16 protein-coding genes are annotated in these 15,122 nt (G+C 57.3%); 9 read left to right on the top strand and 7 right to left on the bottom strand.

Annotated elements, in window-relative coordinates; genetic code table 11:
• Positions 1 to 20: 20 nt before the first annotated feature.
• From QP970_RS08460 to QP970_RS08440, 5 genes are all read left to right on the top strand, one after another.
• The gene (locus QP970_RS08460) at positions 21 to 569 is read left to right on the top strand and encodes an RNA polymerase sigma factor (protein ID WP_005275963.1); all 549 of its coding nucleotides are present in this window, start codon (positions 21 to 23) and stop codon (positions 567 to 569) included.
• A gap of 129 nt (positions 570 to 698) precedes the next feature.
• Entirely contained in the window at positions 699 to 1,625 is a 927-nt protein-coding gene (gene trxB / locus QP970_RS08455) for a thioredoxin-disulfide reductase (protein ID WP_005275966.1), read from the top strand.
• Positions 1,626 to 1,632: 7 nt separating this feature from the next.
• On the top strand, positions 1,633 to 1,956 hold the full coding sequence (gene trxA / locus QP970_RS08450; protein ID WP_023029766.1) for a thioredoxin: 324 nt from the start codon (positions 1,633 to 1,635) through the stop codon (positions 1,954 to 1,956).
• Positions 1,957 to 2,039: 83 nt separating this feature from the next.
• Complete coding sequence (locus QP970_RS08445; protein ID WP_284869852.1) at positions 2,040 to 3,221, top strand: N-acetylmuramoyl-L-alanine amidase; 1,182 nt, start codon at positions 2,040 to 2,042, stop codon at positions 3,219 to 3,221.
• A gap of 101 nt (positions 3,222 to 3,322) precedes the next feature.
• On the top strand, positions 3,323 to 4,684 hold the full coding sequence (locus tag QP970_RS08440; protein WP_239269568.1) for an MFS transporter: 1,362 nt from the start codon (positions 3,323 to 3,325) through the stop codon (positions 4,682 to 4,684).
• A gap of 75 nt (positions 4,685 to 4,759) precedes the next feature.
• Here the strand turns inward: QP970_RS08440 and QP970_RS08435 are convergent, their stop codons facing one another.
• The 7 genes from QP970_RS08435 to rpmH are packed head-to-tail and all read right to left on the bottom strand — an operon-like array spanning position 4,760 to position 9,092.
• A complete protein-coding gene (locus QP970_RS08435) occupies positions 4,760 to 5,800 on the bottom strand; it encodes a ParB/RepB/Spo0J family partition protein (RefSeq protein ID WP_239269567.1) in 1,041 nt (346 codons plus the stop codon).
• Positions 5,801 to 5,806: 6 nt separating this feature from the next.
• Positions 5,807 to 6,655 carry a ParA family protein gene (locus QP970_RS08430; protein ID WP_239269566.1) on the bottom strand — a complete coding sequence of 283 codons (849 nt, stop codon included), beginning with the start codon at positions 6,653 to 6,655 and terminating at the stop codon, positions 5,807 to 5,809.
• A 10-nt stretch (positions 6,656 to 6,665) separates the two neighbouring features.
• Complete coding sequence (gene rsmG, locus QP970_RS08425) at positions 6,666 to 7,265, bottom strand: 16S rRNA (guanine(527)-N(7))-methyltransferase RsmG (protein WP_239269625.1); 600 nt, start codon at positions 7,263 to 7,265, stop codon at positions 6,666 to 6,668.
• Between the two features lie 33 nt (positions 7,266 to 7,298).
• Complete coding sequence (yidC, locus tag QP970_RS08420; protein WP_284772017.1) at positions 7,299 to 8,282, bottom strand: membrane protein insertase YidC; 984 nt, start codon at positions 8,280 to 8,282, stop codon at positions 7,299 to 7,301.
• 13 nt (positions 8,283 to 8,295) lie between these two features.
• Positions 8,296 to 8,577: a membrane protein insertion efficiency factor YidD gene (yidD, locus tag QP970_RS08415; RefSeq protein ID WP_284772016.1), complete on the bottom strand. Its 282-nt coding sequence runs from the start codon at positions 8,575 to 8,577 to the stop codon at positions 8,296 to 8,298.
• Positions 8,565 to 8,945 (bottom strand): ribonuclease P protein component, encoded by a 381-nt coding sequence (rnpA, locus tag QP970_RS08410; protein WP_284772015.1) that lies wholly within the window; start codon positions 8,943 to 8,945, stop codon positions 8,565 to 8,567. Before rnpA ends, yidD begins: the two co-directional genes overlap by 13 nt.
• A 3-nt stretch (positions 8,946 to 8,948) precedes the next feature.
• On the bottom strand, positions 8,949 to 9,092 hold the full coding sequence (rpmH, locus tag QP970_RS08405) for a 50S ribosomal protein L34 (protein ID WP_005275994.1): 144 nt from the start codon (positions 9,090 to 9,092) through the stop codon (positions 8,949 to 8,951).
• A 672-nt stretch (positions 9,093 to 9,764) separates the two neighbouring features.
• On the opposite strand from rpmH, the gene dnaA reads away from it, so the two are divergent.
• From dnaA to QP970_RS08385, 4 genes are all read left to right on the top strand, one after another.
• Positions 9,765 to 11,462 (top strand): chromosomal replication initiator protein DnaA, encoded by a 1,698-nt coding sequence (dnaA, locus tag QP970_RS08400; protein WP_284772014.1) that lies wholly within the window; start codon positions 9,765 to 9,767, stop codon positions 11,460 to 11,462.
• Positions 11,463 to 12,081: 619 nt separating this feature from the next.
• Positions 12,082 to 13,263, top strand: a complete 1,182-nt coding sequence (dnaN, locus tag QP970_RS08395) for a DNA polymerase III subunit beta (RefSeq protein WP_239275422.1) — start codon at positions 12,082 to 12,084, stop codon at positions 13,261 to 13,263.
• The gene (gene recF, locus QP970_RS08390; protein ID WP_239269561.1) at positions 13,263 to 14,453 is read left to right on the top strand and encodes a DNA replication/repair protein RecF; all 1,191 of its coding nucleotides are present in this window, start codon (positions 13,263 to 13,265) and stop codon (positions 14,451 to 14,453) included. The genes dnaN and recF overlap by 1 nt, the downstream gene beginning before the upstream one ends.
• A complete protein-coding gene (locus tag QP970_RS08385; RefSeq protein WP_239269560.1) occupies positions 14,450 to 15,019 on the top strand; it encodes a DciA family protein in 570 nt (189 codons plus the stop codon). The genes recF and QP970_RS08385 overlap by 4 nt, the downstream gene beginning before the upstream one ends.
• Positions 15,020 to 15,122 lie beyond the last annotated feature (103 nt).

The following is a 15,122-nucleotide window of genomic DNA, read 5'->3' as shown; positions in this document are numbered from 1 at the left end:
GATCCGGGGGGAATCTACAGATGCCATTAAGTCCTGACCACAGCGACGAAGAATTAGTTGATGCTTTCATCGAGGGGGATAATAAAGCCTTTTCCGCCATCGTGGAACGCCACCGCAAGCGGCTGACCACCGTGGCGCGGCGTTATACAAGGAATGAATATGACGCGCAGGATGTCGTGCAAGAAGCCTTTCTGCGCGCTAGCTGCAATCTCCATAATTACCGGCGGGAATCGGCCTTAAGCACGTGGCTGCACCGCCTGGTGAAAAACACCGGCTACGACTATTTAAATCACCGGGCTAATAGGGAAAACGCCTCGCTCGATAGCGATGATTTTGCCGATGATCGCAATCCACTGCTGGCGCATAACCCATCTGAAAATCTTGCCGAGCAGCTCGTCGTCCGCGAGGCCATGGAGCTATTAAGGCAAGATCAGCGCGAAGCCCTCATGCTTACCGATGTCGCCGGCTTCCGCGTCAACGAAGTTGCCACCGCCCAGGGCGTAAAGCCAGGCACCGTTAAATCTCGCCGGGCACGCGCGCGGGAGGTCTTGCGCGAAGCCATCGGTTAACATCTCGATATCGCATCATTCTTGCATCAATTTCGCTGCGGCGAGCCTTTGCAATATGAACGATTCGCAATCTGGCGGGTAGACTCTTGACGTTACGCAAAATGACACTGTGATTTTAGGGAGTTAGCAATGACCGTCCACGATGTTGCCATCGTAGGTTCCGGACCTGCCGGTTATACCGCCGCGCTTTATGCCGCTCGTGCTGAACTCAGCCCCATTGTATTTGAGGGATTTGAATACGGTGGCGAATTAATGAACACCACCGAGGTAGAGAACTACCCGGGCTTCCAAAAGGGCATCATGGGCCCAGAGCTCATGGAAGAAATGCGCGCACAGTCAATCCGCTTTGGCGCGGATCTGCGCATGGAAGTCGTCGACTCCGTCGAGTTGGAGGGCGATATTAAAAAGCTCCACGTAGGCGATGAGGTATTTGAAGCCCGCACGGTAATCCTCGCCACCGGCGCCGCACCGCGCCACCTTGGCATTCCCGGCGAGGAAGAGCTCTCCGGCCGCGGTGTTTCCACCTGCGCTACGTGCGATGGTTTCTTCTTCAAGGGACACAATATCGCCGTCATCGGCGGCGGCGATTCCGCCATGGAGGAAGCTACCTTCCTGACCAAGTTCGCGGAGTCTGTCACCATTGTGAACCGCTCCGAAAACTTCCGCGCCTCCAAGATCATGTTGGACCGCGCCCAGGAGAACGAGCAGATTAAGTGGGAAACCAACAAGGTTGTCGAGCGCGTGCTTGAAGATGACGGCAAGGTCGGCGGCCTAGAGCTCAAGGACGTTGAGACTGGGGAAACCTCCACCTTGGATGTGACCGCCATGTTCGTTGCCATTGGCCACGATCCGCGCTCGTCCTTCCTCAACGGCCAGGTAAAGCTGAACGACAACGGCTACGTTGAGGTTGATCAGCCCTCCACTAAGACCTCGCTGCCTGGCGTTTTCGCTTGCGGTGACTTGGTAGATGATCACTATCAGCAGGCCATCACGGCCGCGGGATCTGGCTGCCGCGCTGCCATGGATGCGGAACAATTCTTGGCTGCAAACCGTTAGATCCAGTATGAGTAACGTCAAAAAGGTAACCACTGAAACATTCCGTTCTGATGTTATCGAGTCGGATAAACCCGTCGTCGTGGACTTCTGGGCGGAATGGTGCGGGCCATGCAAGAAGCTGTCTCCGATCTTGGAAGAGGTCGCAGATGAGCTCGACGGTGAGGTCACCATCGCCCAGGTCAACGTCGATGAAGAACGAAACCTCGGTGCCATGTTCCAAATCATGTCCATCCCAAATGTATTGATTTTCAACAATGGCGAGAAGGTCGATGAGTTCGTCGGCCTGCGTTCTAAAGATGACATCGTGGCGCAAGTGAAAAAACAGCTATAGCTGTTAATCTTGTTACTAAAGTTAACGAGTAGGAAATCTGCCATGCGGCCCAAAGTCCTAGGGCCGTGGAAGGGGTGAAAGGCGTGAATCGCGTTCTTCGGGTTGGTGATTCAAGTGTGCGCGTAGCTGAAGCTCGCGCCACCTTGGCTCACCTTGGCCTCTTATCAGATTTCACGGGGGAACTGTCTGCCTGGAAAAAGCAGAAGTACTCCGAGACTGATAAGACCTTTGATGCCGATCTCGCTGAAGTGCTCAAGGCATTCCAGCAGTCTCGCGGCATCCTCCCAACGGGAGAGATCGACGATCTCACCCTGCGCGAATTGCGCCAAGCCTCTTATACCCTGGGCAGCCGCGTATTGAGCTACGAACCCACCAATGCGTTGGTGGGCGATGACATCTCTCAATTGCAGCAACAGCTACAAGAGCTTGGGTTTTATCAAGATCGCGTCGATGGCCATTTTGGCCGCACTACCCACGCTGCACTCACCGAATACCAGCACAACTGCGGGCTACAGGAAGACGGCGTGTGTGGGCCCGCGACCATTCGCGCGCTCAGCTTGCTCGGCCGCCGCATCACCGGCGGTTCAGCGCACAATATTGTAGAACGCGAGCGCGTGCGCAATGCCGGGCCGAAACTGGCTGGCAAGCGCGTGGTCATTGACCCTGCACTGAGCGGCCGGGACTCCGGCTTCACCGTCAAGGGCCGTTTTGGTGATATTTCTGAGCAAGAAATCCTCTGGGATCTCACCCAACGCATCGAAGGCCGCATGATCGCCGCCGGCATGGAAACCATTATTTCGCGCCCCCGCACCGATGATGCGGACGTGCAATCACGTGCCGAGCTGGCCAATGCCTTTGATGCCGATATGGTCATCTCTTTGGCGTGCGATTCTTATCCCAACGAAAAGGCCCATGGCGTCGCCACGTTCTACTTTGGGTCCGAATCCGGAAACTCCTCACTCATTGGTGAAACCCTTTCCGGCTTCATCCAGCGTGAAATAGTGGCACGCACCGATCTCCAGGACTGTTCCAACCATGGCCGCACTTGGGATCTCTTGCGCCTGACGCAAATGCCGGTGGTACAGATCTTTTTAGGTTATCTCACCAACCCTGAGGACGTCAAAATCCTGACCAACCCAAAGCGCCGTGACGATATTGCAGAAGCAATCGTCATCGCCGTCAAGCGCATGTACCTCATGGAGCAAGACACCGCCATTACCGGCACCTACAAATTCTCCGAGCTTCTTCAGGCGGAGCAGGCTTAGCCCTCCACGCTAGGTTTGGGGCGCAGGCATTCTTTTGTGGCGTAGCCACCGTGTAATATCAGTCCAGTTATTGACTACTACACAGTGAATGGATTCTCATTATGGGCAGCACAACCTCCGCCCCAATTTCCAGAAAAGAAACTCGCCGCGTGGTAGCTGCCACCACAATCGGAACAGCGATTGAATGGTATGACTACTTTCTCTATGCCGCAGTTGCCGGCCTGGTATTCAACCAGGTGATGTTCGGCCCCCTAGAAGGCGGGGTAGCCAGCATCGTCTCCTTCGCCTCCGTGGGCCTGTCCTTCCTGTTTCGCCCGCTTGGCGCGTTCCTAGCGGGCCATTTTGGTGACCGCCTTGGCCGCCGCCTCGTTCTCATGGTCACCCTTTTTGCCATGGGCGGGGCCACCACACTGATTGGCCTCCTGCCTACCTACGATACGGCGGGAGTATGGGCTCCCGTCCTGTTGATTTTCCTCCGCATCATCCAAGGCATCTCTGCCGGGGGAGAGTGGGGGTCAGCGGTACTGCTTGCAGTTGAGCACGCTCCCAACGATAAGCGCGGCCTCTTCGGCGCTGGGCCACAGATCGGAGTCCCCATCGGCCTGCTGATGTCCTCTGGCGTGCTGTCCATCATGAACATCATCGCGCCAGGGGATGCCTTCCTTGAGTGGGGTTGGCGCGTGCCGTTCTTGCTTTCCTTTGTCCTCGTGATCATCGGTTACGCCGTCCGCGTCGGCGTAGATGAATCACCGGTCTTTCAAGAGATCTCGGATAATAAGAAACGCGAGGCGGCAAACCCCATTGGGATCCTTTTCAAGCGGTATTTCCCGCTTGTCCTCGTCGCGGCCCTAGTCTTTGCCGGCAATGGCACCGTGGGCTATATGACCACCGGTGGCTATATCCAAAATTACGCCACCAACCCCGAGGGCCCGGTCTCGCTCGCGCGTGGCGATGTCCTCAATGCCGTCACCCTATCCGCCTTCACGTGGCTCATCTTTACCCTTTTCGCCGGCTGGTTATCGGACTACATCGGGCGCCGCGCGACATATCTCATCGGATTTGTCATTCAAGCAATCGGCGCAGCGGCCCTTTTCCCGCTGGTAAATACGGCGTCCCTGGGATTGCTTTATGCCGCCCTCATCTTCCTGACGGTAGGACTCGGGTTAACCTACGGTGCGCAATCTGCCATGTATACCGAGCTTTTCCCCGCATCCATCCGTGCCTCGGGCGTATCGATTACTTATGCCATTGGTTCCGTCCTCGGCGGCGCCTTCGCCCCGATGATCGCCGCAGCGTTGGTAGAAGCAACGGGCACGACCTTTGCGGTATCCGTCTATCTTGTCTCCGCAAGCATCGTCGGATTTATTGCAGCCCTACTCCTGCGCGAGCGCAAGGGCATCCCGCTTGGCGCCGAACACGAGGAAGAACAAGCCAAGGGCCACTTCATCTTTTCTAAAAAATAGTGCCCTCGCTCTGAAGAGGAGGGCACTAACGATGGGAACTCGGCAGGTACCTGGGGAACCTGCCGCAGGAGCCAGTTATTTATCCCGCTCCATCAGCGCCATGATGCGCTCGAAGTCTTCTTGGTCGCCAAATTCTACGACCATCTTGCCCTTGCGCTTACCCATGGTCACGGTGACCTTAGTATCGAAGCGATCTGAGAGGCGCTCAGCCGAGTCGGTGAAAAATTGCGGCTGCGGTACCTGAGACTTCTTCTTATTCTCCGCAGGCTTCCCGTCGCGCTTATACAGCGTCACGGCTTCCTCGGTGGCGCGCACGGACAGGCCTTCCGAAATAACCCGGTCCGCGATGTAGTCCATCGCTTCCTTGTCATCGAGGCCCAAGATAGCGCGGGCGTGACCAGCCGAGAGGGTGCCTGCGGCGACTCGCTTTTGCACTTCCACAGGCAACCGCAACAGGCGGAGCATGTTGGTCACCTGCGGGCGGGAGCGGCCAATGCGGTCCGCTAGTTCGTTCTGGGTAACGCCGAACTCTTCCAAAAGCTGCTGATAGGCGTGTGCCTCTTCCAAAGGGTTGAGCTGGACGCGGTGAATGTTTTCCAGCAGGGCATCGCGCAGCAGGTTGTCATCTTTGGTATCGCGCACGATGGCAGGGATGGTGGCCAAACCAGCCTTGGAGGAGGCGCGCCAACGACGCTCACCCATGATGAGCTCAAATCCGCCCTCCTCGGAGGGGCGGACGACGACCGGCTGCAGGAGGCCGAATTCGCGGATGGAATGAACCAGTTCGCTGAGCTCATCCTCATCAAAAACGGTACGCGGCTGCTTGGGGTTCGGGACGATTTCCCCCACGGAAATCTCGCGGTAGGTCGCCCCGATTGCTGCCGGCGTAGCTTGCCGCTTCTTGGAGGACTTGGACCCAGAGCCTTGTTGGATGGTGGGAGCGCCCTTCACGCGCTTCTCACCGCGTGCCTTACGCTCGCTATTGCCCGTGGAATTTCCCAAGATAATATCTGCGGCGGAATCACCCAGCCGTGGCTTGCGGGTGGGCGCGTCGGGGCCGGACGGGATGAGAGCGGCCAAGCCTTTGCCTAGGCCACCTTGCTTTTGTTCTGCCATGAAATCCTATCCTTCCAATTCCGCATAAATTTCGGGGCTCACGCCAATCGCCCCCGTAGTGGGATGCGGGCGATAATCACCGCGCCTGTTGAGCTCGCGAGCCGCGGCGAGATACGCCCGTGCACCCGTGGATGAAGGGGCGTAATCAATCACCGTGGTCCCGTAACCAGGTGCCTCTGAGACGCGCACGGAACGCGGGATGACATTGCCCATGACAACGGCGCCAAATTGCTCACGAACGTTATCGGCCACATCCTCAGCCAAACGCGTACGTGCATCATACATGGTAAGGAGCACCGCAGAGATATGGAGATCTTCATTGAGGTGCTCGCGAATCATCGTGATATTGCCCAGTAACTGGCCCACGCCCTCCAGTGCGTAGTACTCGCACTGGATAGGAATGATGACTTCTTCCGCACACGTCATGGCATTGATCGTCAGCAAGCCCAAAGATGGCGGGCAATCGATAAAGACGTATTCAAAGCCGTGATCTTCTAGGAACCCTTTATGCAGGGCATCGTAAAGCCGAAACTCGCGGCGCACGAGAGAGACCATCTCAATTTCCGCGCCGGCGAGATCGATAGTCGCGGGGATGCAATAAAGGTTGGAATTGTGCGGGGAAGCCTGCATGGCCTTTTCCGCAGTGCAATCACCCAAGAGCAATTCATAGCTGGAATCAGTCCCTGAGCTATGTTCCGCGCCCATGGCGGTCGATGCGTTTCCCTGGGGGTCAAGGTCAATGACCAATACCTTCTTGCCTTCAGTAGCAAGGGCTGCGGCCAAGTTAGCGGCGGAGGTGGTTTTACCTACGCCGCCCTTCTGGTTGGCAATGGTGATAAGGCGCGGATTAGTCATGCCGTCTACTTTAGTTCACGCGCGGGACACGGATAATCGTGGTTCCGTGAACGGTCGTGACCTCGGCTTTTCCGCCGCCGGCTTTCTGAATATCCGCGGCATCGCGCTCTAGTTCTTCGTGTACAGAAGAACCCTTCAGCGCGATCATTTCCCCGCCCTTACGCACCAAGGGAAGAGACCACTTTGCCAGCCTTCCCAGGGGTGCTACTGCGCGGGAGGTCACCACATCCGCGCCGACCACTGCCTTTTTAATGGGGCCTTCTTCCGCGCGCCCTCGCAACACGGTGACATTATCTAGCCCCAGCTTTTCGGTCACCTCGTTGAGGTAGTTATAGCGCTTTAAAAGCGGCTCAATGAGCGTGATATGCAGATCGGGGCGGGCGATGGCCAGCGGGATGCCGGGCAGCCCGGCACCAGAGCCGACATCGATAACCGTGGTGCCTTCCGGAATGACTTGTTCAATGACGGCGCAGTTTAAGATGTGGCGCTCCCACAGCCGCGGTACCTCGCGCGGGCCGATAAAACCACGAGTGGACCCGTCTGTAGCGAGCGAATCGTGGTATTCCTGCGCGAGCGGCAGGCGAGAGCCAAATACTGCAGACGGGTCCATCTCGGACACTATGAGAATCTCCTCAGTAGCTGTTTAATTGTCGTTCTTCCGCTGTTTCTTGGTGCGGTTATCTTTCTTGCGAGCGCCTGGCTTTGGAGCGGTGGTGCGCTTGGCCTCAATCTTAGCGGCCTCTTCCTCTTCTTCTTCGCGGTCCATCTTGCCGTAGATGATGCGGGTCTGGAAGAAGGTCCACACGGTGTTGGACAGCATGTAGAACAGCAAACCGATGGGCCAGATGAAGCCGGAGAAGATCAGCATTGCGGGCATGACCCACAGCATCATCTTGGACATCATGGCCATCTGCTGCTGCATCATTTCCGCATTCTGACCCTGCGGAGCCGAGGTCTTACCCTGGGCGCGGCGCTTTTCTTGGCGGTTCAGGCTCATGCGCGCGTTGAAGTGCATCAGCACCACAATGACGGCAATCATCGGCACAATAATGAACGCCGCTTGGGTGGTGGTGGTAACGCCTTCCACCAAGGGCGAGTTCAGGCGCAGGTTCGTCACCAGCGGAACGCCAAAGATCTTGGCATCCAAGAATTGCTGGACGAGCTCCGGTTTAAAGATGTAGTTCGCAGTATTGGCATTGTCCTCAATGGACATCGGCTCGCCGCTGGGGTGTCCAAAGCCGCCGGCTACAGACACCGTGCGGTCGAAAGAGCGCAGCACGTGGAAAAGACCAATGAACATTGGAATCTGCACCAAGACCGGAAGGCAGCCGGCCATCGGGCGAACGCCAGATTCCTTATAGACCTTCTGCATTTCCTGCGCGGCGCGAGCCTGATCGTTGCCGTACTTCGCGCGGATTTCCTGCACTTTGGGCTGGATTTCCTGCATCTTGCGTGAAGATCGAATCTGGCTCACGGTGGGCTTGACCATGAGCGCCTTCAGCGTCCAGGTCAGCAGCACGATGGCCAAAATCCACGTAATGCCCCATGCGGGATCCATTACGAGGGATAGCAGCCAGTGCCAGAACCATAAAACGGCCGAAATTGGCCAGTAAATGAAATTAAGCACGAGTGTTTAATCCTCAGTTGTTGTTGGTGACCGGTACCGGGACTGGATCGAATCCGCCCGGATGCCAGGGCCCACATTTGCACACCCTAGCCATTGCCATCGCCGTACCTTTAAGCGCGCCATGTCTGGACAACGCCTCTAAAGCATAAGCACTGCATGTCGGTTCGAACCGACAGGTTGATACCATCTTAAGGCCCGAGACATGTTTTTGGTAGAAACGAACCGCTTTAACCAACGGTGTGGCCAGTCCAGAGGCTGCAGGAATTTCTTCCCCACGGGTATTTAAATATCCCATTGCTTGCGCAGCGCCTTAGTAATATCTTTTTCTAATTGCTCACTGGTAGCAGTCGCGCTTGCAGGTAGCGCACGAACCACGACATCCACGCCCGCTGGGAGCTTGGGGATAAGTGTCATGCACACATGGCGAAGCCGCCGGGAGGTGCGGTGGCGTACCACTGCATTCCCGACGGCTTTAGAAACAATGAGGCCGAATCGCGGCCCGGTGGCCGCGATCTCGGCCGGATTGCCCATGGTGCCAGTGGAATTCGCACTCATGGTATCGCGCGCATGCACGACGACGGTGCGAGTGCCCTGCCGGCGACTGCCCTTCATCGTCCGCCGAAATTGCGGCGGCGATGTGAGCTTGTGGTGGGCTGGCAGCATAACTTATGCGGACAGCTTTGCGCGGCCCTTCTTGCGGCGAGCGGCCACAATTGCACGACCGGAGCGGGTGCTCATGCGAGTGCGGAAACCGTGCTTACGTGCACGGCGACGGTTGTTCGGCTGGAACGTGCGCTTACCCTTTGCCACGTCAATTCTCCTTGAAGTTGTACGTGGACATACTGCCGCCACAAAACGGGAGCATATCCACTGATGAATGGATTCCATGAACCTGACGCGTCACTGTTATCCAAATGCTCGGCGAGCTTTGGTAGCCCAGCCAATGCGAAGTGACGCTGTCCTGTTCACGCGCAACTCTCTGTTGCAATAGACCATGCCAGATTACGTGATTTAAACCGCTGGAAACAAATCGACACTCGGGTACACCCGAAATTACATAAGTGTTTTTTCCTGCAGCTAGAAGGCCAGTTTTGGCGCTCATGCTGCGGCTAATCCTTCGCGCCGCAATGGTCTATAGCCGCCTGCATTTTAAGTATAAATCTTCCGTTAGACACACCCACCTTTGCGGCGGTAGAACTAAGGAATCGAATTCCACAGCACGTGCACCGTTGTGGATAACTCTAAATAACCACTTGAGAGTTTTAGCGTTTCCGCAGTACAAGACCATAAAGTGGCCTATCACAAGTTATCCACAGCCATGCACTAAGCTGTGAATAACTATTTCTTCCACACCTGTGGATAACTCTGTGGAGATCGAGGTGACTCGATAAAAACCACTGTGAAAACCGCGGTGGAATCCACCGTGGAATTTGTTATTTACTGTCCACCCGTCCCCGAGAGAATTATTGAAGGTAGCCCGTTGTGACTGAACCACAAGCGAACCTAGAAGCTGTCTGGCGCGCGATCGTCGATGATCTGCTCGCGCAATCCGAGCAGCCCAACTCTGAGGTCCCGAGCTTTTCGCATACGCAACGGCTCTACCTGCAGCTGGTTCGCCCGATCATGATGGTGGAAGGCTACACGCTGGTCGCAGCGGAAAATGTCAACGCCAAAGAAGTCGTAGAAAATGAGCTCGGCGGATATATTTCCAAGGCTCTTACCCGCCACCTCGGCCGCCCGTGTTCCTTCGCCGTCACTTTGGCTACCCCGCAAGAACCACAACCGCCGGCTGACCCATCGAATTCGCAGCCGGCACCAGGAGGGGCATCGGCAAGCACGCAGGCTCCTTCCTCCCAACCCAACCCGCCGGCACAGCACATGCCACCGGCGCAGACCGATTCTTCCTCCGCGCACAATTACGTCTCCCGCCCCCAGCAAACGGATGCGGCGGCAGCCCGCGGAAATAACAACCCCACCGCAGGTCAGACCCCGCCTAATTGGCGGTCCAGCCATGCCCCGGCAAGCCTGGATGAATTGGCGGAGCACTACAGCCAGCAGGACTATAACCGCCAGCAACCGGATTTTGGCGGATCTGCGAATGCCGCGCGCATTCCGCGCGAGGCCCCGGCGCACGATCCCAACCGGGAGACCTCGCTGAACCCGAAGCACACTTTTGAAAGCTTCGTCATCGGTTCATCGAATCGTTTTGCCAATGGTGCGGCGGTGGCGGTGGCGGAAAATCCCGCCCGCGCCTATAACCCGCTATTTATTTGGGGTGGTTCTGGACTGGGCAAAACGCACCTTTTGCATGCCGCCGGCAACTACGCACAGGTGCTACACCCGGGACTGCGCGTGAAGTACGTGTCCTCGGAAGAATTTACGAATGATTATATTAATTCCTTGCGCGATGACCGCCAGGAATCCTTCAAGCGGCGCTACCGCAACCTCGATATTTTGATGGTGGATGACATCCAGTTCTTAGAGGGCAAGGAATCCACGCAGGAGGAGTTCTTCCACACTTTCAATGCGCTGCACCAGGCCAATAAACAGATCATTTTGTCCTCGGACCGCCCGCCAAAACAGCTCACCACGCTGGAAGACCGCCTGCGCACGCGCTTTGAGGGCGGGCTGATTACGGATATTCAACCGCCTGATCTGGAAACCCGCATTGCCATTTTGATGAAGAAGGCCGCCGCCGATGGCACTGAGGTGGATCGCTCCGTCCTAGAGCTCATCGCCTCGCGCTTCGAGTCTTCCATTCGCGAGCTCGAGGGCGCGCTCATTCGCGTCTCCGCCTACTCCTCCCTGGTCAATGAGCCGATCAACGTGGAAATGGCAGAAATTGCATTGCGCGATCTCGCGCCGGATTCTGCTGACAGGCAAATTACCGCGGCCTCCATCATGGAGGTCACCGCGGAATACTTCGATATTGATGTAGAAACCCTGCGCGGTGCTGGTAAGAAGCGCGCGGTGGCTCATGCCCGCCAGCTGGCGATGTACCTCTGCCGCGAATTGACCGAGCTATCGCTGCCCAAGATTGGCGAGCAATTCGGCGGCAAGGACCACACCACGGTGATCTATGCCGATCGCAAGATCCGCAAAGAGATGACGGAAAAGCGCAATACCTACGACGAGATTCAGTCCCTGACCCAGCGCATCAAGAATCGCGGTCGCGCCTAGATCAAACGAACCACTCGGTGGCGTCTTCCTTAAATAACAGGAAGGCGCCATTTTTGTAAGCAGGCGCCGCGCTTCCCGGTGCCCTCCACCTTCCACCACCGCCTACCTGCGGTTATGTCCCTGTAAAGACCGTATGAACAGCTATCCACAGAGTTATCCACACCTGTGTAATTTCACGGATGTAATTTGTAGATTTTGCTCACAGTTTTAAATTCCACAGGCCCTATCCAGCACAGACGCCCCTGTGATCAGCACTGTGTGCAGATCCGTGGAAAACTAGTACAGGCTGTGGATAAAACGATGACCCGCCAATTTATCCACACTCCGGGCCGGTTGATCACAGCAAGATCACAAGAATTGGCACACCCCGGATCGCCGCGCTGAACTTGTCATTTACCCCGTTGATCACAGATCCCACAACGCTTATTACTACTACTAAATTATTTCTCTGATCTTGTAAGTAGAAAGGGGATGTGTGGAATTGTGCCCGGCGCCGAGCACGCGGCGCTGGCTCGGACGGGCGGAGGGAAAATTACAAGGCTCACCGGATGCGGTAAGTTGGAAGCCAGCTTTTGAAAGTTACACATTCCTACCCCGCCAAAGAGGAGCTCTTCGCACCATGGATGAAGCCGTGTCATTTCGCGTTGCCAAAGATGACCTTGCCAACGCCGTAGCGTGGGTTGCCCGCAGCCTGCCTTCCAAGGTCACCCAGCCGGTGCTGCGCGCGATGCTCATCACCGCTGATGACAACGGCTTAGAGTTCACCGGCTTTGATTACGAGGTTTCTACCAAGGTGCGCATCGCCGGCATGGTGGATGAGCCCGGCCAGATCGCTGTTGCCGGTAAGTTGCTTTCCGATATCGTGGCTACCTTGCCCAATAAGGAAGTGGAGATCTCCCAGGTAGATTCCAAGGCTTTGGTTGCCTGTGGTTCCTCCCGCTTCGAGCTACCGCTTATCCCGCTCGATGATTACCCGCAATTGCCGGTATTGCCTGAGGTCACCGGCACGATCCAGCCGCAGCTCTTCGCAGAGGCCATCCAGCAGGTAGCATCCGCAGCCGGCAAGGATGACACCCTGCCCATGCTCACTGGCGTGCACATGGATATCCACGGCAAGGATATTGAGATGACGGCTACGGACCGCTTCCGCTTGGCCATGCGCACCCTGGAGTGGGAGCCAGCGGCTGAGGACGTTGAGGCTAAGCTCCTAGTCCCGGCAAAGACCCTGCAAGATACCGGGCGCAGCCTGGATCCGCATTTGAATATTCCCATCGAGATCGCGGTGGGCTCCGGCGATAATATCGGCGCCGATGGCCTCTTTGGCCTGCACGCGGATAACCGCGAAACCACCACGCGCATGCTGGATGCGGACTTCCCAAACGTCCAGCCCTTGCTTCCCAAGTCGCACACGAATATTGCCTCGGTTGAGGTGGCACCGCTGCAAGAAGCCATTCGTCGCGTTTCCCTGCTGACGGACCGCAATGCGCAGATCCGCATGGAATTTGCCGATGGCCAGGTCACCCTGTCCGCCGGCGCCGATGCCGGTAATGCCACCGAGACCCTGCCATGCGCATTCCACGGCCGCGATGAATTCCTCATCGCCTTCAACCCGGGCTATCTGAAGGACGGCCTAGCGGTCATCAACACCGACCGCGTGGTCTTCGGATTCACGGAGCCTTCCCGCCCCGCCATCATGATCCCGGAGCCAGAAGAGCTGCCGGAAGCCGATGAGGATGGCAATTTCCCTACGCCGCAGACCAATTTCACCTACCTCTTAATGCCGGTTCGCCTGCCAGGTTAATGTTTATACGGGATCTCGATGTTCGGGATTTTCGCTCATGGCCCGAACTAAAGCTTGAGCTGGGCCCGGGGATCACTCTGTTTGTGGGCCGCAATGGCTTTGGCAAGACCAATATCGTGGAAGCCGTGGGCTATACCGCCCACCTGTCTTCCCACCGCGTCTCCCATGATTCGCCGCTGGTGCGCCAGGGCGCGCAGAGCGCGCGGGTGTCCCTTACTGCCGTGAACCAGGGGCGCGAATTAACCACCCACCTGCTGATAAAACCCCATGCCGCCAACCAGGCGCAGATTAACCGCACGAGGTTGCGCAGCCCGCGCGAGCTGCTCGGCGTGGTGAAAACGGTGCTGTTTTCCCCTGAAGATTTGGCCTTGGTGCGCGGTGAGCCCGCGGGGCGCCGCGCGTATCTCGATAGCATCATCGCCTCGCGCACCCCGCGCTTAGCTGGGGTTAAGGCGGATTATGACAAGGTATTAAAGCAGCGCAATGCATTGTTGAAGTCGGCATCGGCAAGCTTGCGGCGCGGCTACGGCGATAGCGACGGCGCATCGGCCCTGTCCACGCTGGATACGTGGGATGCCCAGCTCGCGCGCTTAGGCGCACAGGTCATTGCGGCGCGCCTTGCGCTTGTCGATGCCCTCTTGGACCACATTCCCGCCGCCTATGCCGGCCTCGCACCGGAGTCGCGGCCTGCGCACGTGGAGTATAAATCCACCATTGATACCTCTGACCGCGAGGTGCTGGAGGCCGTCATGCTGACCGAGCTGGCCACTGCCCGGCAGCGCGAGATCGAGCGCGGCATCTCTCTGGTGGGCCCGCACCGCGATGATCTCGTGCTCCACCTGGGGGATCAGCCGGCCAAGGGTTTTGCCAGCCACGGCGAAACCTGGTCTTATGCCATCGCCCTGCGCCTGGCGGAGTTTGAGCTCCTGCGAGAGGATGGGGGATCCGATCCGGTCCTCATCTTGGATGATGTCTTTGCCGAGCTCGATGCCAAGCGCCGCACTCAGCTGGTTTACCTCGCCGCCACGGCAGAACAGGTGCTAATTACCGCCGCGGTGGATGAGGACTTACCGGATAACCTAGAGCCCATCGTGCGTTACCGGGTAGGAGTGGAAGATACGGACCAGGGGCGCATTTCCACCCTGCACACGGAAGCCACCGCAGGAGAGGATAGCGAGGAAGAAGCATGAGTGAGGAAGAAGGGGAAACCGGCACGCAGCGCACGGATCCCGTCACCCAATACTTCCGCTTGGTGCGCTCTACCTCGAAGAACCCGCCAAAACTTACGCGCCCGGTGCCGAAGATGCCGGTTCCCTCCTTGGCGGATGCCCAACAGCAGAACTATCGCGGCTACCAGGTGGGTAGGCCTACCGGCGCCGATGGCAGGAGGCCGCGGCGACAGATCGACGTGCCGAGCCTGGGCGCACAGATTAAAAAGGAGATTTCTCACCGCGGCTGGGAGCATGAATTAGCGCACGGCTGGGTCATGGGAAATTGGGAAAACCTGGTGGGTGAGCGCATTGCCGCCCATACGCAGCCGCAAAAAATCAAGGACAAGATCGTCTATATTTCCTGCGATAACTCCACTTGGGCGACGGAACTGCGCTACCTGCAGCGGGAAATCCTGCGCAAAATTGCGGACCGGCTCGGCCCCGATGTCATCGCTGAGCTGCGGATCCACGGCCCGCGGCAGCAGCGCAATTACGAGGGGCGGCAGTGGGTGAAACCTCAGGGATCGCAAGATACCTACGGCTGATAAGTGGCTGATAGGCGCAGGTTAGCTCTGCCCTTTAAAAGATAAATAACCACAGAGCGCGCCACATAGCTACCTCTGGCCGGTGTGGGGTGTCATTCAGTAG

The sequence above is a fragment of the Corynebacterium sp. MSK073 genome (assembly GCF_030232085.1).
GTDB lineage: Bacteria > Actinomycetota > Actinomycetes > Mycobacteriales > Mycobacteriaceae > Corynebacterium.
Note: the sequence above shows the minus strand (reverse complement) of the source record. Positions and strands in the feature narration are given on the sequence as shown.

What these genes read in the sequence shown, in the direction of transcription:
- QP970_RS08435 (WP_239269567.1), bottom strand. Translation starts at nt 5,800, where the DNA reads ATGGCAGAACAAAAGCAAGGTGGCCTAGGCAAAGGCTTGGCCGCTCTC.
- rsmG (WP_239269625.1), bottom strand. Translation starts at nt 7,265, where the DNA reads ATGGACCCGTCTGCAGTATTTGGCTCTCGCCTGCCGCTCGCGCAGGAA.
- dnaN (WP_239275422.1), top strand. Translation starts at nt 12,082, where the DNA reads ATGGATGAAGCCGTGTCATTTCGCGTTGCCAAAGATGACCTTGCCAAC.
- recF (WP_239269561.1), top strand. Translation starts at nt 13,263, where the DNA reads ATGTTTATACGGGATCTCGATGTTCGGGATTTTCGCTCATGGCCCGAA.
- yidD (WP_284772016.1), bottom strand. Translation starts at nt 8,577, where the DNA reads ATGGGATATTTAAATACCCGTGGGGAAGAAATTCCTGCAGCCTCTGGA.
- QP970_RS08430 (WP_239269566.1), bottom strand. Translation starts at nt 6,655, where the DNA reads ATGACTAATCCGCGCCTTATCACCATTGCCAACCAGAAGGGCGGCGTA.
- QP970_RS08460 (WP_005275963.1), top strand. Translation starts at nt 21, where the DNA reads ATGCCATTAAGTCCTGACCACAGCGACGAAGAATTAGTTGATGCTTTC.
- QP970_RS08440 (WP_239269568.1), top strand. Translation starts at nt 3,323, where the DNA reads ATGGGCAGCACAACCTCCGCCCCAATTTCCAGAAAAGAAACTCGCCGC.
- trxA (WP_023029766.1), top strand. Translation starts at nt 1,633, where the DNA reads ATGAGTAACGTCAAAAAGGTAACCACTGAAACATTCCGTTCTGATGTT.
- rnpA (WP_284772015.1), bottom strand. Translation starts at nt 8,945, where the DNA reads ATGCTGCCAGCCCACCACAAGCTCACATCGCCGCCGCAATTTCGGCGG.
- QP970_RS08385 (WP_239269560.1), top strand. Translation starts at nt 14,450, where the DNA reads ATGAGTGAGGAAGAAGGGGAAACCGGCACGCAGCGCACGGATCCCGTC.
- trxB (WP_005275966.1), top strand. Translation starts at nt 699, where the DNA reads ATGACCGTCCACGATGTTGCCATCGTAGGTTCCGGACCTGCCGGTTAT.